The sequence below is a fragment of the Acuticoccus mangrovi genome, assembly GCF_016411865.1.
Classification (GTDB): domain Bacteria; phylum Pseudomonadota; class Alphaproteobacteria; order Rhizobiales; family Amorphaceae; genus Acuticoccus; species Acuticoccus mangrovi.
Genome location: NZ_JAEKJA010000001.1, coordinates 291,456 through 307,415, shown reverse-complemented (window position 1 = coordinate 307,415; position 15,960 = coordinate 291,456). Strand labels below are relative to the sequence as shown.

The 15,960-nt window shown below is 68.8% G+C and carries 15 protein-coding genes; 8 read left to right on the top strand and 7 right to left on the bottom strand.

The features are described from left to right. Positions 1-19: 19 nt before the first annotated feature. The 3 genes from JCR33_RS01440 to JCR33_RS01430 form a co-directional block, all read right to left on the bottom strand. Positions 20-1,156, bottom strand: a complete 1,137-nt coding sequence (locus JCR33_RS01440; protein ID WP_198880220.1) for an amidohydrolase/deacetylase family metallohydrolase — start codon at positions 1,154-1,156, stop codon at positions 20-22. A gap of 147 nt (positions 1,157-1,303) precedes the next feature. Then, positions 1,304-1,801, bottom strand: a complete 498-nt coding sequence (locus tag JCR33_RS01435) for a hypothetical protein (RefSeq protein ID WP_198880219.1) — start codon at positions 1,799-1,801, stop codon at positions 1,304-1,306. A gap of 121 nt (positions 1,802-1,922) precedes the next feature. Then, a complete protein-coding gene (locus JCR33_RS01430) occupies positions 1,923-2,666 on the bottom strand; it encodes a class II aldolase/adducin family protein (protein WP_198880218.1) in 744 nt (247 codons plus the stop codon). Between the two features lie 50 nt (positions 2,667-2,716). Between JCR33_RS01430 and JCR33_RS01425 the strand changes: the two genes are divergently transcribed. The 7 genes from JCR33_RS01425 to JCR33_RS01395 all read left to right on the top strand — a co-directional run bounded on the left by JCR33_RS01425 (position 2,717) and on the right by JCR33_RS01395 (position 11,589). Beyond that, a complete protein-coding gene (locus JCR33_RS01425; RefSeq protein ID WP_198880217.1) occupies positions 2,717-3,964 on the top strand; it encodes a M20/M25/M40 family metallo-hydrolase in 1,248 nt (415 codons plus the stop codon). Positions 3,965-4,255: 291 nt separating this feature from the next. Next, on the top strand, positions 4,256-5,875 hold the full coding sequence (locus tag JCR33_RS01420; RefSeq protein WP_198880216.1) for an ABC transporter substrate-binding protein: 1,620 nt from the start codon (positions 4,256-4,258) through the stop codon (positions 5,873-5,875). A 1-nt stretch (position 5,876) separates the two neighbouring features. Further along, on the top strand, positions 5,877-6,896 hold the full coding sequence (locus JCR33_RS01415) for an ABC transporter permease (protein ID WP_198880215.1): 1,020 nt from the start codon (positions 5,877-5,879) through the stop codon (positions 6,894-6,896). Further along, positions 6,896-7,771, top strand: coding sequence for an ABC transporter permease (locus JCR33_RS01410; RefSeq protein WP_198880214.1), 876 nt, complete (start codon positions 6,896-6,898; stop codon positions 7,769-7,771). The genes JCR33_RS01415 and JCR33_RS01410 overlap by 1 nt, the downstream gene beginning before the upstream one ends. 11 nt (positions 7,772-7,782) lie before the next feature. Continuing rightward, positions 7,783-9,417 (top strand): dipeptide ABC transporter ATP-binding protein, encoded by a 1,635-nt coding sequence (locus JCR33_RS01405; RefSeq protein ID WP_211109994.1) that lies wholly within the window; start codon positions 7,783-7,785, stop codon positions 9,415-9,417. Positions 9,418-9,533: 116 nt separating this feature from the next. Next, positions 9,534-10,544, top strand: coding sequence for a Frag1/DRAM/Sfk1 family protein (locus JCR33_RS01400; protein WP_198880213.1), 1,011 nt, complete (start codon positions 9,534-9,536; stop codon positions 10,542-10,544). A 16-nt stretch (positions 10,545-10,560) separates the two neighbouring features. Continuing rightward, entirely contained in the window at positions 10,561-11,589 is a 1,029-nt protein-coding gene (locus JCR33_RS01395; RefSeq protein ID WP_198880212.1) for a peptidoglycan -binding protein, read from the top strand. 63 nt (positions 11,590-11,652) lie between these two features. Here JCR33_RS01395 and JCR33_RS01390 read toward each other — a convergent pair whose 3' ends face one another. Together JCR33_RS01390 and JCR33_RS01385 are read right to left on the bottom strand one after the other, a co-directional pair. Continuing rightward, positions 11,653-12,384, bottom strand: coding sequence for a DUF1013 domain-containing protein (locus JCR33_RS01390; RefSeq protein ID WP_198880211.1), 732 nt, complete (start codon positions 12,382-12,384; stop codon positions 11,653-11,655). A gap of 251 nt (positions 12,385-12,635) precedes the next feature. Next, positions 12,636-13,625 carry an NAD(P)H-quinone oxidoreductase gene (locus JCR33_RS01385; protein WP_198880210.1) on the bottom strand — a complete coding sequence of 330 codons (990 nt, stop codon included), beginning with the start codon at positions 13,623-13,625 and terminating at the stop codon, positions 12,636-12,638. A gap of 60 nt (positions 13,626-13,685) precedes the next feature. Between JCR33_RS01385 and JCR33_RS01380 the strand changes: the two genes are divergently transcribed. Then, positions 13,686-13,880 carry a DUF1192 family protein gene (locus tag JCR33_RS01380; RefSeq protein WP_198880209.1) on the top strand — a complete coding sequence of 65 codons (195 nt, stop codon included), beginning with the start codon at positions 13,686-13,688 and terminating at the stop codon, positions 13,878-13,880. A 149-nt stretch (positions 13,881-14,029) separates the two neighbouring features. On the opposite strand, the gene JCR33_RS01375 is transcribed toward JCR33_RS01380, so the two are convergent. Then, positions 14,030-15,124 carry an NAD(P)/FAD-dependent oxidoreductase gene (locus tag JCR33_RS01375; RefSeq protein WP_198880208.1) on the bottom strand — a complete coding sequence of 365 codons (1,095 nt, stop codon included), beginning with the start codon at positions 15,122-15,124 and terminating at the stop codon, positions 14,030-14,032. A gap of 66 nt (positions 15,125-15,190) precedes the next feature. Further along, positions 15,191-15,949 carry an SDR family NAD(P)-dependent oxidoreductase gene (locus tag JCR33_RS01370; RefSeq protein WP_198880207.1) on the bottom strand — a complete coding sequence of 253 codons (759 nt, stop codon included), beginning with the start codon at positions 15,947-15,949 and terminating at the stop codon, positions 15,191-15,193. Between the last annotated feature and the right edge of the window lie 11 nt (positions 15,950-15,960).

Genomic DNA, 15,960 nt, shown 5'->3' with positions numbered 1-15,960 from the left:
GACAGCCCGGCGGTGCCGGCTAGCCGCCGTGCCACCACCTGCCGTTCAGCACGACCCCCTCGGCCGACAGCCGAGTCGATGCCGTCTCCACCATGCCGCGGACGTCCTCGAGCTGGAAGACGCCCTCCTTCAAAGAGATAATGCTCGCCTCGCCGATTGCACCCGGCGCGAGGGTGCCGAGCTCGGGACGCTGCATCACCTTCGCCGGGACGCTGGTGGAGCGCGCGACCACCTCCGCCAAAGGCATGCCGAGATGCAGGAATTTCGACATCGTGGTGAGCTGGTCGTAGGCCGGCCCGTTGATGCAGAAGGCGTGGACGTCCGAGGAGATGGTGTCGGGCGGGAAGCCCGCCGCCATCATCGCCCGCGCCGTGCGCCAGGCGAACGAGCCCATCCCGTGGCCGACGTCGAAATAGACGCCGCGCTCGCGCCCGCGCCCCACCTCCGCCTTGAGCGCGCCGTCGCCGGTGACGGGCGCATTGGGGAACGGTCGATAGCAATGGGTCAGCACGTCGCCCGGCCTCAGCCGCGCCACCACCGCCTCGTAGGTCGGCGGCGGCTCGTCGATGTGGCACATCACCGGCAAGCCCACCTCGCCGGCGAGCTCCAGCGCCACGTCGAGCGGGGCGATGCCGGAGGGGCCGCTGGCGTTGCGGCCGATGCGCACCTTCACGCCGATGATGAGGTCGCGGTTCGCCGCGATGACCTTCGCCGCCTCCTTGGCGGCCATCAGCCGCCAGTCGTGGCTTTCGCCGACCATCAGCGGCGGTGCGAATCCGTAGATCCCGGCGAACGACACGTGGAGATAGGCGAGGATGCGGACCTCGCTGCGCTCGATGACGTGGCGGCGAAAGCCCATGAAATTGCCCGGACCCGCGCTGCCGGTGTCGACGAGCGTGGTGAGCGCCCCGCCGCGGGCGTAGGCATCGGCGTCGACGCCCAGCGACGTGCCGCCCCAATAGACGTGGGTGTGCAGGTCGATGAGGCCGGGGGTGATGATCTTGCCCGTGACGTCGCGGACCTCGGCGGCCCCGTCTGCGAGGTCGTCGCCGATCGCCGCGACCCGTCCCCCGGCGAAGGCGACGTCGACGATGCGGTCGAGATCCTGCGACGGATCGATCACCCGCCCGCCTTTGAGAATGAGATCGAAGCTCATGGCATCATCACCGTTGGCCGGTCGCACGGGTGGGACGCCCGATGCCGCGACCGGCGCCGGACGGAAAGGCGCAGCACGAGCCTAGAGCCGACCGCCACCCCTGCCTAGAGTGGCCGGCCGGCCACTCTAGGCAGGGGTGGTGCACGGTCAGGCCGCGCGGGTCACCTGATGGTCCTTGGTCTCGCCCGTCGTCACGAAGGGAACCACCTCGATGGCGCCGTCGACCTCCCGGAAGCCGCGCACCCCGGCGTAGGAGATGCCCGCCTCGTCGAGGAGCGTCTTGGTCGCCGCCTCCATGCCGGCGGGCACGTAGACGAAGAAGTGACGCTCACCCGAATCGGTGTCGTCGTCCGCGGCCTCCGACGCAATGCTCCAGTGGGCGACGCAGTCGGGCCCCGGCTCCAGCTCGACCTCGCCCACCTCGCGCACGCGGTCGGTGCCGTCCACCACGCAGATGTCGGAATAATGCATGCCCCACGGCGCCGGGATGCCCCGCTTGGGCGTGCCCGCGTTGATGTGGGTCACGTAGTCCGCGTGCCAGTCGGTCTGGCCGGGAAACGGATAGCGCGTCGTGCCGACGACCCGCGCCACCTTGTCGTGCAGCGTCTCTTTGTCGTGCAGCGTCTCTTCGGGGGTGTCCTGCATGAAGGCCTCGTCTGCCGCCGCGACGCGAGCGCCCGTCGGCGGGAAGCTGGGATCGCCCGCCAGCGGGCGGCGCCGATGTCGCGTGCCGGCCGCGCCGGGCCGGGCGACGCGGCGAAGAGTTCTAGTCGCGGTAGCTCATGTCGATCCGGTCGAGCTTGCGCAGCAGCGAGGGCCACATGCGGGTGCCCTTCGGGGCGGTCGACTCGAACTGGCCAGCGGCGTGGGCGATCACCTCTTCCGGCGGAATGTCCATCTCGGCGCCGGTTTTCTGCGTCTCGAGCTGAATCCGGCAGGCCATTTCCAGATAGTACATGTAGTAGAACGCCTCGGCGACGGTGCGCCCCACGGTGAGAAGCCCGTGATTCTTCAGGATCATCGCCGGCTTGGTGCCGAGGTCGCGCTGCAGCCGCTCGCGCTCGGAGAGGTCGAGCGCGATGCCCTCGTAGTCGTGGTAGGCGAGGCGGCCATAGAACTCCATGCTCATCTGGTTGAGCATCAGGAGCTCGCCCTTGAGCGCCGACACCGCCATGCCCGCGAGGGTGTGGGTGTGCATCACGCACATCGCGTCCTCGCGCGTCATGTGGATCGCGCTATGGATCGTGAAGCCGGCCGGGTTGACGTTGTCGGTCCCCGCCACCGAATAGCCGTCCGGATCGACCACCACGAGGTCGCTGGCGCGGATCTCGTCGAACTGCATGCCGTAGGGATTGATCAGGAAGCGGTGGGGTTTTCCCGGCTCCGAAGGCAAGCGCACCGAGGTGTGGGTGTAGATCATGTCGTCGAGGCCATAGTGGGCCAGCAGCCGATAGGCGGCGGCAAGATCGACGCGCAGCGTCGCTTCCTCGAATATGGGGGCGTTGTCCATCTTGGCCTCTCACTTGCGTGCTTACTCAGGAATCTAGCAGGAACTATGCCATGAGCGACCTCGAATCCCAGCTTCTCGCCGCGCTGGAGCGCGACGAGGACAATTTGATCTCCTTCTTCCAAAAGTTCCTGCAATCGAAGAGCGCCAACCCGCCCGGCGACACGCGTCCGGCGGCCGACACGATCAGCGAGTGGCTGAGCGAAGCGGGCGTCGACCATCGCATCGAAGCCGCCAAGCCGCACATGCCCAACGTCGTCGGCACGATCGAGATGGGCGCCCCCGGCCGCCACCTCGTGCTCAACGGCCATATCGACGTGTTCGCCCCGATCGACGACAGCACCGCCTGGACCGGCGAGATCAAGGACGGCCGCATCTACGGGCGCGGCGCCTCCGACATGAAGTGCGGCACCGCGGCCTCGATCATCACCTATGCCTACCTTTCGGGCGTGCGTGATCAGCTGAAGGGCAAGCTCACCCTCACCTGCGTGTCCGACGAGGAGACCGGCGGGCGATGGGGCACGCTGTGGCTGATGGAGACCTTTCCCGACGAAGTGCTCGGCGACTGCTGCCTCAACGGCGAGCCGTCCGGCACCAACAACATCCGCTTCCTCGAAAAGGGCACCCTGCGCTTCACCCTGATGACCAAGACGGCGGGCGGCCACGGGGGCTATCCGCACCTGTCGCCCAACGCCATCGTGCAGGCGACAGAGATCATCAACGGGGTGCTGGAGCTGCACGGCCGGGAGCCGGAGCTCCCCGAGGCGGTGGCGCGGGCGCTGCTGTCGAACGAAGGCATCGCCGGCACCGAAAAGGGTATGGGCGAAGGCGCCGCCAAGGTGGTGCGCTCGGTGACGGTGAACATCGGCACCATCCACGGCGGCCTCAAGGTGAACCAGATCCCCCACGAGTGCCGCACCGAGATCGAGATCCGCTTCCCCTGGGGCTTCACCCGCGAGGAGATGCTCGCTCACGTCGACGCGGTGGTCGCCAAGGTGCCGGGCGCGAGCTACGAGCTCGACGTGAACCACTCCTACCCGCCGAGCCTCGCCAATCCCGAGCACGAGATGGTCAAGATCCTCGCCGACGTCGTGGAGGAGCTCGGCATGGAACGGCCGATCCCGCTGTCGAGCCTCGGCGGCTCTGACAGCCGCTACTGGCGCTGGCGCGACATCCCCGCCTTCCTCTACGGCCCGAGTCCCGTGACCATGGGCCGCGCGGACGAAAACGTGACGCTCAAAGAGTTCCTTCATATCGTGAAGACGCACTGCCTCGCCTCGGCGCGCTACCTCTCGGCCTGACGGAAGCCTCCGGCGAGCGCCGATGCGATCGCCCAAACACCGGCATCACGATGGCGGGGCGCGGCCATGCCGGCCCGCGGGGCGACAACGGCCGGTGCACGACGTATCGTCCATCGTCCCGGCCCCCGCCCGTCGCCTCTCCGCAGGTGGTGCAATCCTTGCAGCGCGACACTGCAAAATGAGCATTAGAAGTCGTCACCGCGGCGTCGCATGCTCGAACGATGAAGATGGGTGCCCAGGGCACCCGTGCGACACAGGCGCAAAGCCGCCCAACGCAAAGGTCGGAGCACAATGAGCAACATTCTCTCGAGGAGATCCCTTCTCAAGGCCGGCGCCGGCGCGGGCGTCACCGCGTCCATGCTGCCCTTCCTGCGCGCCATCCCGGCGTCCGCGGCGGGCAACGACGTGCTCGTGGCGGTGACCGGCTACACCGTGAACAGCCTCGACATTCATCGCACCGGCACCAACCGGCCGAGCTACCAGATCGCCGTCAACTGCTACGACCGCCTCGTCTCCTTCGGCATCAAGGAGACCGAGGAAGGCCTCAGCTACGACTACGAGACAATCAACCCCGATATCGCCGAGAGCTGGACGGTCTCCGAGGACGGCAAGGTCTACACCTTCAAGATCCGCCAGGACGCGGTGTTCTCCGACGGCCGTCCCGTGACCTCCAAGGACGTGAAGTGGTCGTTCGACCGCGCCGTCACGGTGGGCGGCTTCCCGACCTCGCAGATGGCCGCCGGCGGCTTCAAGCGCCCCGACCAGTTCGAGGCGCCGGACGACTACACCTTCGTGATCACCCTCGACGAGGCGTCCAAGCTGGCGCTGCCGGACCTCGCCGTGCCGATCCCGATGATCATGAACTCCGAGCTCGCCAAGGAGCACGCCACCGCCGACGATCCCTGGGCGCTCGAATACACCCACAAGAACACCATCGGCTCCGGCCCCTTCACCGTGGCACGCTGGGACCAGGGCCAGCAGCTCGTCTACCAGCGCAACGACAAGTGGACCTCGGGGCCGCTTCCCGAGATCCAGCGCCTCATCATGCGCGAGGTGCCGAGCCCGGCCACCCGGCGCGCCCTCATCGAGCGCGGCGACGTGCAGATCTCCTTCGACATCCCCAACAAGGATGCCGCCGAGCTCGACGCGAACCCGGACGTCGACGTGTTCTCCAACCCCATCGAGAACGCGATCTACGTCGTCGGCCTCAACTACGCCTTCGAGCCCTTCCAGGATTCGAACGTGCGTAAGGCCGTCGCCTTCGCGATCCCCTACGAGGAGATCTTCCAGACCGCCGCCTACGGCCGCGGCAAGCCGTTGTGGGGCGGGAAGGCCGGCGTCACGAGCACCGAGTGGCCGCAGCCCTCACCCTACTACACCGACCTCGACGTCGCGAAGGACTTCCTCGCCCAGTCCGGCTACAAGGACGGCTTCGAGGTGCCGCTCTCGATCGACATCGACCAGACCTCCTGGATGGAGCCGACGGCGCTGCTCGTCGCCGAAAATCTCGGCAAGCTCGGCATCAAGGTCACGATCAACAAGATCCCGGGCGCCAACTGGCGCACCGCCTCGCTCGTCGAGAAGCGCCTGCCGATGCACCTCGAGACCTTCGGCGGCTGGCTGAACTACCCGGACTACTATTTCTACTGGTGCTACCTCGACGGCCACCTCTTCAACTCCTCGAACTACAAGAGCGAGGTGATCGAAGAGCTCGTGCCGGTGACGCTGCCCCTGCCCGTCGACGACCCGGCGTGGGCCCCCAACGTCAAGAAGATGATCGAGACCGCCTTCGAGGACATCCCGCGCATCCCGCTCTTCCAGCCGGCGGTGAACGTCGCCACCCACGGCGCCGAGGGCTATGTCTACTGGTTCCACCGGCAGCTCGAGGGCAAGACCCTCAAGAAGAGCTGACATGGGGCGGCTGAGGCAGATTTCGAAGCGGGTCGCCCAGGCGATCCCGGTCGTGGTGGGCGTCGTCATCATCAGCTTCGTGCTGACCCGCGCCCTCCCCGGCGACCCCGCGGTCTACTTCGCCGGCGCCACCGCCGACGAGAAGTCGATCGCGGAGGTCCGCGCCAATCTCGGCCTCGACAAGCCGCTTCCCACCCAGTTCCTCTACTATGTGAGGGACCTTGCGACCGGCGATCTCGGCCGGTCGCTTTCCACCGGCCAGCCGGTGACGGAGGATCTCGCGCGCCGTCTGCCCGCCTCGCTGGAATTGACGCTGTGCGCGCTGCTCCTGTCCTGCCTCGTCGCGATCCCGCTCGGGGTGCTCGCGGCGACGCGCCCCAACTCGTGGGTCGACCATCTCTGCCGCGTGCTCGTGACCACCGGCGTTTCGATGCCCACCTTCTTCACGGGCATCCTGCTGATCTACGTCTTCTATTATCTCCTCGGCCTCGCCCCCTCGCCGCTCGGTCGGCTCGACTTCATCTACATCGACCCGCCGAGCGTGACGGGCTTCTTCCTGATCGACTCCATCCTCGCCGGCGATTGGGAGACCTTCCTCGGTGCGCTGAAGCAGCTCGTCCTGCCGGCGGTGACGCTCGCCCTCTTCACCCTCGCCCCCATCGCGCGGATGACGCGCGCGGCGATGCTGTCGGCGCTGTCGTCCGACTTCATCCGCACGGCGCGGGCGGCGGGGCTGACGTGGCGCACCATTCTCTTCGGCTACGCGCTGCGCAACGCGATGCTGCCGGTGATCACCACGCTCGGCATGGTGTTCTCCTTCACCCTCGGCGCCAACGTGCTCGTCGAGAAGGTGTTCGCCTGGCCCGGCATCGGCTCCTACGCGGTCGAAGCGCTCGTCGCCTCCGACTACGCCGCCGTGCAGGGCTTCGTGCTCGCGATGGCGCTCCTCTTCGTCGCCCTCAACCTCGTGATCGACATCCTCTACACGCTGATCGATCCGCGCATCGGGTTCGCCGACTGATGAGCGACGCGACCGCCCCCGCTCCCGCCCGCCAGTCGACGCTCGGCCACATCGGCTACGTGCTGCGCGACAACCCGGTGACGCTCGTCGCCTTCCTGATGTTCGCGCTGCTGATCGTGCTCGCCTTCTTCGGCCCGATGCTCGCTCCCTACGATCCGCTCGCCTCCAACGCATCGCGTGCGCTCGAGCCCCCGTCTTGGGACCACTGGTTCGGGACCGACAATCTCGGCCGCGACATCCTCTCGCGCGTGATCGTCGCGACCCGGCTCGATCTCACCATCTCGGTGGCGGCGGTGGCCCTCTCCTTCATCGCCGGCTCTGTCCTCGGCGCTGTCGCCGGCTACTGGGGCGGCTGGGTCGACGCCGGGTTGTCGCGCTGCCTCGACACCATCATGGCCTTCCCCCTCTTCGTGCTCGCCATGGGCATCGTGGCGGCCATGGGCAACACGGTGGAAAACATCGTCTACGCCACCGCCATCATCAACCTGCCCTTCTACGCTCGCCTGGTGCGCGCAGAGGTGAACATTCGCCGCAACGCCGGCTTCGCCCTCGCCGCCAAGCTCTCCGGCAACTCCGACGCGCGCGTCCTCGCCCTCCACATCTTCCCCAACGCGCTGCCGCCGATGATGGTGCAGGTCTCGCTCAATCTCGGCTGGGCGATCCTCAACGCCGCCGGCCTCTCCTTCATCGGCCTCGGCGTGCGCCCGCCCACCGCCGAGTGGGGCATCATGGTCGCCGAGGGCGCCAACTTCATCGTCTCCGGCGAGTGGTGGGTCGCCCTCTTCCCCGGCATGGCGCTCGTCCTCGCAGTGTTCACCTTCAACCTTCTCGGCGACGGGCTGCGCGACATGGTCGACCCGCGCCGGCGCACCTGAGGGCCTTGGCGATGCTGCTTTCGGTCAAGGACCTCAAAGTCGTCTTCCGCACCCGCCGCGGGCCCGTCGAGGCGGTGCGCGGCATCGACCTCCACGTCGAGGCCGGCGAGACGCTCGGCATCGTCGGCGAATCGGGCTCCGGCAAGTCCGTGACCTCCTACGCGCTGCTGCGCATCCTCGACGCCGGCGGCTCGATCCGCGCCGGCGACATCGTCTATGGCGGCATCGATCTGCGCCATGCCCCGGAGCGGCAGATGGCCGATATCCGCGGCCGCGAGATCTCGATGATCTTCCAGAACCCGCGGTCGGCGCTGAACCCGATCCGCAAGGTCGGCCATCAGATCGAGGACGTGCTGCGCCGCCACAACCGGGCGACGCGCGGCACCGCCCGCGCCAAGGCCATCGAGGCGATGGAGGCGGTGAAAATCCGCGACGCCGCCAAGCGCTACGACGCCTACCCGTTCGAGCTCTCCGGCGGCATGTGCCAGCGCATCGTCATCGCGCTCGCCCTCGCGTGCGACCCGCGCCTGCTGATCGCCGACGAGCCCACCACCGGCCTCGACATCACCACCCAGAAGGCGGTGATGGATCTCGTCTCGCAGCTCATCCGCGAGCGCGGCATGAGCGCCATCGTGATCACCCACGACCTCGGCCTCGCCGCCCAATATTGCGACCGGATCGCGGTGATGAAGGACGGCGAGGTGGTGGAGACCGGCCGCTCCGTCGACGTCTTCACCGCGCCGCGGCACGCCTATACGCGCCGCCTGGTGGACGCGACCCCGCGCGACGGCGCCTCGATCCGCAGCCTGCTGCCGGCCGAGGTGCGCACGCCCGAGCTCACCCACACGCCGAGCCCGGAACCGCTCCTGCGCGTCCAGGACCTCGTCAAGACATTCGAGGGAAAGTCCGGCCCGGTCCATGCCGTAAAGGGCGTGTCGTTCACCGTCCACGACGGCGAGACGGTGGGGCTCGTGGGTGAATCGGGCTGCGGCAAGTCCACCACCTCCTCGATGGTGGTGCGCCTCCTCGACCCGACGTCGGGGCACATCATGTTCGCCGGCGAGGACCTCGCGAAGACGCCCGCCAAGGCCTTCGCCCGCGATCCGCGCCGCGCCTCGATCCAGATGGTGTTCCAGGACGCGACCGACAGCCTCAACCCGCGCCACTCCGCCGAGCGATCCATCGAGGAGCCGCTCCGCCGCCTCGCCAAGCTCTCCTCCCGCGCGCGGATCGACCGGGTGCGCGAGCTCGCCGACCTCGTCGGCCTGCCGCGCCACCTCCTCGACCGCTTCCCCCACCAGCTCTCCGGCGGGCAGAAGGCGCGCGTCGGCATCGCCCGCGCGATCGCCGTCAACCCGCGCTTCCTCATCCTCGACGAGCCCACCGCCGCGCTCGACGTGTCGATCCAGGCCGTCGTCCTGAACCTCCTCGCCGACCTTCGGGCGAAGCTCGGCATGAGCTATCTCTTCGTCAGCCACGACCTCCACGTCGTCCGCCTCCTGTGCGACCGCGTGGTGGTGATGCGCGACGGCGAGGTGGTGGAGGCCGGCACCGCCGAGGAGGTGATGGAGCACCCCTCCCACCCCTACACCGCCGAGCTGATCGCCGCCGCGCCGCGCCCGCCGGTGCGCCATCAGGCGGCCTGACGGGTCGGCGCTAAGCCCTCGTTCATGTGGAGAGGTCCAGTGTGGCGCTCCGGCCCGGCCGGGCGCTGCGGCATGCCGCGTTCCCCTGCCGGCCAACATCGGCTAAAGCTGGACCCATGGCGCGCAACCGTGATCCCTATCGGCTGACCTACCCCCAGGTCTATCTCTGGCGGATGGTGCTGTTCGTCATCCTCGTGGCGTTTCTGATCTTCATTCAGATCGTCACGGTGGCGGACGCCTTCATGGCGAACCCCATCCTCAACGGCCTCATCATCGGCGTCGGCCTCATCGGCGTGTTGCTCGCGGTGGTGATGGTGACGCGCCTCTTCCGCGAGGTCGCCTGGGTCAACCGCTATCGCTCCGGCGCCGTCGCCCGGCGCCAGCCACGCCTCCTCGCGCCGATGGCCACCCTGATGCGCGACGGCGTCAACGACACCGTGATGAGCGCCGTCACCATGCGCTCGATCCTCGACACCGTCGGCACGCGGCTCGACGAGCAGCGCGACATCCTGCGCTATCTCATCGGTCTCCTGGTGTTCCTCGGGCTGCTCGGCACCTTCTACGGCCTCCTCCAGACGGTGAGCTCGGTCGGCGCCACCATCCAGTCGCTCGACGTGTCGTCGGGCGATTCGGCGGTGATCTTCCAGGACCTCAAGGCCGGCCTCCAGGCCCCTCTCGGCGGTATGGGAACGGCGTTCTCGTCCTCCCTCTTCGGCCTCACCGGATCGCTGATCGTGGGCTTCCTCGACCTCCAGGCCGGCCAGGCGCAGAACCGCTTCTACACCGAGCTCGAGGACTGGCTCTCCACCCTCACCGACATCGTCGACGACGTGGAGGTGGCCGCCGGCGCCGCCCAGGCCACGGTGGAGCTGCAGCGCTCGGTGGACCGCCTCGCCGACCTCCTCGCCGAGACCGTGGAGAACGGGGCGGCGGCGAACGGCGGCGACCGCGCCCAGGTGAAGGCGATGGCGAGCCTTGCCGAAGGCATCCAGGCGATCGTGAAGAATGTGCGGCGGGAGCAGAAGGTGCTGATCGACTGGGCCGAGGCTCAGGCCGCCCAGAACGAGCGCGTCGAAGAGCTTCTGATCCGCCTCAATCGCGCGCTCGAGCAGGACGAGCGCGCCTGACGCGGGAGGGAGTCCGATGCCGCTCCGATCCCGCCGCCGCGAGGTCCGCGCCGACTATTGGCCCGGCTTCGTCGACGCGATGGCGACGCTGCTCCTCGTCATCATCTTCCTGTTGTCGCTGTTCATGCTGGCGCAGTTCTTCCTGAGCCAGGAGCTGTCCGGCCGTGAGAGCGCGCTGGAGCGGCTCAACGCGCAGATCGCGGAGCTGTCGCAGCTCCTGGCGCTCGAGCGCGCCGGCAGCAGCGAGCAGGCCGACGAGGTGACGGAGATGCAGGCGAGCCTCGATGCGCTGATGGCCCAGCGCGACCAGCTTCGCGGCCAGCTCGCCGGCGAGACGGAGAATTCGGAGGCGGTCAACGAGGAGATCGCCAGCCTGCGCGCCCGCCTCGAGAGCGAGAAGGATCTCGGCTCCGACGCCCTCTCGCGCGTCGCCCTCCTCAACCAGCAGCTCCGCGCTCTACGCCGCCAGATCGCCGCGCTCGAGGAGGCGCTGGAAGCCTCCGAGGCACGCGGGGAAGAGAGCCAGACGCAGCTCGCCGACCTCGGCCGCCGCCTCAACGTGGCGCTGGCGCAGCGGGTGCAGATCCTCAACCGCTTCCGCTCCGACTTCTTCGGCCGCCTGCGCGACATCCTCGCCGAGCGCTCCGGCATCGAGGTCGTCGGCGACCGCTTCGTGTTCCAGTCGGAGGTGCTGTTTCCGACGGGCTCGGCCTCGCTCAACGCGGCCGGCCGGGAGGAGCTCGCCAAGCTCGCCGCCGAGCTGAAGCAGCTCGACACCGAGATCCCCGACGACATCGACTGGGTTCTGCGCGTCGACGGTCACACCGACAACCGCCCCGTGTCGGGCGGCGGGCGCTACGCCTCGAACTGGGAGTTGTCGGCGGCCCGCGCCATCTCGGTGGTGCAAGATCTGATCAGCGAGGGGGTGCCGCCGTCCCGCCTGGTGGCGGCGGGCTTCGGCGAGTTCCAGCCGCTCGTGGAGGGCGACAGCCCCGAAGCGCTGGAGAAGAACCGCCGCATCGAGCTGAAGCTCACCCAGCGCTGAGCGATCACCGGCGGCGGCCGGTGTGGGTGGCGGAGCGGGGCGACCAGCGCCCCGCCGCAAGCCTCAGTCGTCGTCGTCCTCGTCGTGGTGCCGCTCGCCCTTCTTCCAGGCCTGGAGGCCGGAGAACACGGCCTCGGGGTCGTAGCGCTCGTTGGAGCGGCGGTGATCGTCCTCCTCCTGGGCGTCGAGGCTCTCCTCCACCGGCATCAGCGCGTCGGGCTGCTCGCCGAGGCCCGGGATGACGGTGGGCTGCGTGATCCCCGCCTCGCGGGCCGCCACATCCACCTCGCGATCGAGGTCGATCTGGGAGCACAGACCGAGCGTCACCGGGTCGACGGGCTGAAGGTTGGCCGAGTTCCAGTGCGTGCGGTCGCGAATCGCGTGGATCGTCGTCTTGGTGGTGCCGACGAGACGGATGATCGCCGACTCCTTCATCTCCGGGTGGTGCCGCAGCAGCCAAAGGATGGCGTTCGGCCGATCCTGGCGCTTCGACACCGGCGTGTAGCGCGGACCCTTGCGCTTCAGCTCCGGAACGATGGTCTTCGGTTTCGACAGCTTGAGGCGATAGGCCGGGTCGGCCTCGGCCTTCTCGATCTCCTGCCGGGTCAGCTGCCCGGTCTGGATCGGGTCGGCGCCCTTGATGCCTTGTGCCGCATCACCGTCGGCGATGGCGCCCACCTCGAGCGGATGCAGCCGGCAGAAGGCCGCGATCTGCTCGAAAGTGAGCGAAGTGTTGTCCACCAGCCAGACGGCGGTCGCCTTCGGCATCAAAGGCGTATCGGGGTCAGCTTGCATGGATCCTCCTTGTGCTCTCGCGCCAGAGGCGGGAGAACCCGGGACGTGTCACGGGATTTTCGGGAACGGGGTAGATATAGGCCTCCCCTGCCGGCGACGCAAACACGAACCGCCTTGCCCACCGCTTTGCCGGGATCATCGATCGGAGGGGCGGAAAGCGGGCGACACGCCCCCGCCGGGCCCGAAGATGTCCCGGCGAGGGCATGGCCGAACGGTCGCGCGCCGCCGCGATCGGGCGGCGTGCGGCGGCGTCAGACGGTGAGGACGATCTTGCCGATATGCTTGCTCGATTCCATGCGCCGATGGGCCTCGGCGGCGTCGGCGAGGGCGAAGCTCCTATCCATCACGGGCTTCACCTTGCCGGCCTCGATGAGCGGCCACACGTGCTCCTTGAGCGCGGCCGCGATCTCCGCCTTGAAGGCGACGTCGCGCGCTCTCAGCGTCGAGCCCGTATGCACCAGCCGCTTCTGCATGACGTAGCTGAAATTCGCCTCCGACGGCCCGTTGAGCGTCGCGATCTGCACGATGCGCCCCTCGACGGCGGCGGCCTTCCAGTTCCGCTCCACATAGTCGCCGCCGACCATGTCGAGGGTGAGGTTCACGCCGCTCCCGGTCACCTCCTTGGCGACGCTCACGAAGTCCTCGGCGTTGTAGTTGACCGCCCGGTCGGCGCCGAGCGCCTCGCAGGCGGCGCACTTTTCCGGCGAGCCGGCCGTCGCGATCACCTTGGCGCCGAAGAGCTTGGCGAGCTGGATCGCGGTGGTGCCGATGCCGGAGGTGCCGCCGTGCACCATGAACCACTCGCCGGCCTTCAGCTTGCCGCGGTCGAACACGTTGGTCCACACGGTGAAGTAGGTCTCGGGCAGCGCCGCCGCCTCCGCGAGGCTGAGGCCCTTGGGCACGGGTAGCGCGTTCGCCTCGTCGACCGCGCAATACTCGGCATAGCCGCCGCCGGGAACGAGGGCGGTCACCTCGTCGCCCACCTTGTAGCGCGTCGCGGCGCGGCCGACGGCGACCACCGTGCCGGCGAACTCCAGCCCGAGGATCGGCGTGACCCCCGGCGGGGGCGGATAGTTGCCGCTGCGCTGAATGCAGTCGGGACGGTTCACGCCGGCGGCGGCCACCTTCACGAGCAACTCGGTGGGGCCGGGCGCTGGGGTCGGATGATCGTCGATGGCGAGCACATCCGGTCCGCCCGGCACGGGAGCGGTCACGGCGCGCATCATGGTTTCAATAGTCATTTCAGACCCCTCGAACTCTGGTGCCGAAAACGATAGGCTTCGGCACGGATGGAGGTGACCATGGACGATGAGCCCCTCGCGGGAAAAGCCCCAGGTACACAGTCCCACACCTTGGGCGACGACCTGTCCCGCCTGTCGGTACGCGAGCTTGCCGAGCTGAAGGCCGCCTGCCTCGCCGAGGCGGAGCGGATCGACACGGAGATGCGCACCAAGGACGAGACGCGCGAAGCCGCCAACAGCGTCTTCCGCTTCTAGCGCGCTTGCCGCTCAGGTTGGATCAACCTGGAGCCGGCTCAATGAACTCGCGTTCATCGCACCGGCTCCAGTTTCCTTGTCGGCGCGCGTTCCGAGCGAAAAGCCGGCTCCACTGTTCCTAAACGCATTCTAGCGGCGTCGTGCCGCGCTCAACGCGTCGTGATCTCCGAGAGGTCGAGGGGCCGCAGCCGCCCGGGATCGAAGGCGGCGAGGTTGACGGCGGGGGCCTCGTCCACGAGGAGCGCCGCCATCGCCTCGCCCGTCGCCGGGCCGTTCAGGATGCCCCAGACGCTGTGGGCGGTGGCGAGGTAAGCGCCCTCGACGCCCGGGACCGGACCGATCAGCGGCAGCCCGTCCACGGCGACCGGACGGTGGCACGCTTGCCGCGCCAGCACCTTCGCCCGCGCCAACACCGGCGACAGCTGGCAGCAGATCGCGTGGAGGCGGTCGAACGCCCCCTCGTCACCATCGACCGCGGCTGGGTCGACGGGGAGCGGCGCGTCGCTGGAGAGAGCGCAGATATAGGTGGTGCCGTCGGGGCGGGGAAAGATTTCCGGCGTCTCGACGCCGCCGCCCGCCTCCCGCGCTTCGAGGAACAGCGCCTCGGGCGGCACCTGATCGCCCGTATCGAACACCAGGCTGTGCCCCTTGATGCCGTAGACGGCCGGAAGCGGCAGCGAGCCGGCGAGGAGGATGGACCAGGGCCCCATCGCCACCACCACCTTGTCGGCGGGGAGCCTCTGCCCGTCGGCGAGGTCGACGCCGCGGACGGCGCCGTCCTGCGTCGCGATCCCCGCGACGGTCGCCGTCACGATGCGGGTGCCGCGGGCGCAGGCGGCTTCGGCGAGCGCTTCGGTCAGCCGGCGCGGATGCACCTGGCGGGTGGTCGCCGGGGTGCCGATCCGCCCCTCCAGGCGCACCTGCGGGGCGATCCAGGCGAGTTGGGGCTCGCCCGCGGCCGCGCCGCCGGGGTCCGCGCCGGCGTAGGTGTCGAGGGCGCGGTAGCCCCACCGCCCACCGCCGAGCGCATTCGCAAGCTCGGCATGAAGATCGAAGCTGCGGCGGGCGAGCGGGGCGACGGGCGTCCCCTCGCACCAGTCGCGCGCCAGGAAGCCGCCGGATTTACCGGACGCCGCGGCCGCGAGAGCGGTCCGCTCCACGATGGTCGCCCCGATCCCGCGGGCGGCGAGGTAGTAGGCCGTCGCCGCCCCGATGATACCGCCGCCGCAGATCACAACGCGCATCGCCACCTCCGATGGGAGAGGCTAGCGCGTCCGCTTCCGCTCCGACAGCCCGCCGCCGGCTCCCGATCAGAGCGACTGACCGCCGGACGCCTCGATGCGCTGACCCGTCACCCAGCCATTCTCGCCGGTGAGGAGGCTCGCGATGGCGCCACCGATGTCGTCCGGCTGACCGACGCGGCCCATTGCGGTGGCCTCCTTCACCATCTGATTGACGGCGGGGTTGTCGCGCACCGCACCGCCCGCGAAGTCGGTGGCGGTGGCGCCGGGGGCGATGGCGTTCACCGTGATCCCGCGCGGGCCGAGCTCCCTCGCGAGGTAGCGCGTCAGAACCTCGACGGCGCCCTTCATCGAGGCATAGGCGGCGTAGACGCCCAGCGTGAAGCGGGTGAGCCCGGTGGAAAGGTTCACGATGCGCCCACCGTCGACGATCACGGGCAACAGCGCCTGGGTGAGGAAGAACACGCCCTTGAGGTGGATGTTCATCAAGACGTCGAATTCGGCCTCGGTGGTCTCGGCGAAGGTCTTGTGGAGGCCGGTGCCGGCGTTGTTCACCAGGAAGTCGATGGTGTCGCGGCCGAAGGTGGCCTCGAGCGTCTCCTTCAGCGTCGCCACGAAGGCGGGGAAGGTGCTGGTGTCGCCGGTGTTGAGCTGAAGCGCGACGGCGCGGGCGCCCGCCGCCTCCACCTCGGCGACGGCAGCCTCGGCCTCGTCGGCGCGGCTGTTGTAGGTGAGGATCACGTCGACGCCGTGCCTGGCGAGATGGAGCGCGGCGTTGCGGCCAAGCCCGCGGCTGCCACCGGTAATGAGCGCGATCTTCTGTGTCATGGTCGATATCT

What these genes read in the sequence shown, in the direction of transcription:
- JCR33_RS01440 (WP_198880220.1), bottom strand. Translation starts at nt 1,156, where the DNA reads ATGAGCTTCGATCTCATTCTCAAAGGCGGGCGGGTGATCGATCCGTCG.
- JCR33_RS01375 (WP_198880208.1), bottom strand. Translation starts at nt 15,124, where the DNA reads ATGCGCGTTGTGATCTGCGGCGGCGGTATCATCGGGGCGGCGACGGCC.
- JCR33_RS01435 (WP_198880219.1), bottom strand. Translation starts at nt 1,801, where the DNA reads ATGCAGGACACCCCCGAAGAGACGCTGCACGACAAAGAGACGCTGCAC.
- JCR33_RS01415 (WP_198880215.1), top strand. Translation starts at nt 5,877, where the DNA reads ATGGGGCGGCTGAGGCAGATTTCGAAGCGGGTCGCCCAGGCGATCCCG.
- JCR33_RS01400 (WP_198880213.1), top strand. Translation starts at nt 9,534, where the DNA reads ATGGCGCGCAACCGTGATCCCTATCGGCTGACCTACCCCCAGGTCTAT.
- JCR33_RS01380 (WP_198880209.1), top strand. Translation starts at nt 13,686, where the DNA reads ATGGACGATGAGCCCCTCGCGGGAAAAGCCCCAGGTACACAGTCCCAC.
- JCR33_RS01385 (WP_198880210.1), bottom strand. Translation starts at nt 13,625, where the DNA reads ATGACTATTGAAACCATGATGCGCGCCGTGACCGCTCCCGTGCCGGGC.
- JCR33_RS01410 (WP_198880214.1), top strand. Translation starts at nt 6,896, where the DNA reads ATGAGCGACGCGACCGCCCCCGCTCCCGCCCGCCAGTCGACGCTCGGC.
- JCR33_RS01405 (WP_211109994.1), top strand. Translation starts at nt 7,783, where the DNA reads ATGCTGCTTTCGGTCAAGGACCTCAAAGTCGTCTTCCGCACCCGCCGC.
- JCR33_RS01425 (WP_198880217.1), top strand. Translation starts at nt 2,717, where the DNA reads ATGAGCGACCTCGAATCCCAGCTTCTCGCCGCGCTGGAGCGCGACGAG.
- JCR33_RS01395 (WP_198880212.1), top strand. Translation starts at nt 10,561, where the DNA reads ATGCCGCTCCGATCCCGCCGCCGCGAGGTCCGCGCCGACTATTGGCCC.
- JCR33_RS01430 (WP_198880218.1), bottom strand. Translation starts at nt 2,666, where the DNA reads ATGGACAACGCCCCCATATTCGAGGAAGCGACGCTGCGCGTCGATCTT.
- JCR33_RS01370 (WP_198880207.1), bottom strand. Translation starts at nt 15,949, where the DNA reads ATGACACAGAAGATCGCGCTCATTACCGGTGGCAGCCGCGGGCTTGGC.
- JCR33_RS01390 (WP_198880211.1), bottom strand. Translation starts at nt 12,384, where the DNA reads ATGCAAGCTGACCCCGATACGCCTTTGATGCCGAAGGCGACCGCCGTC.
- JCR33_RS01420 (WP_198880216.1), top strand. Translation starts at nt 4,256, where the DNA reads ATGAGCAACATTCTCTCGAGGAGATCCCTTCTCAAGGCCGGCGCCGGC.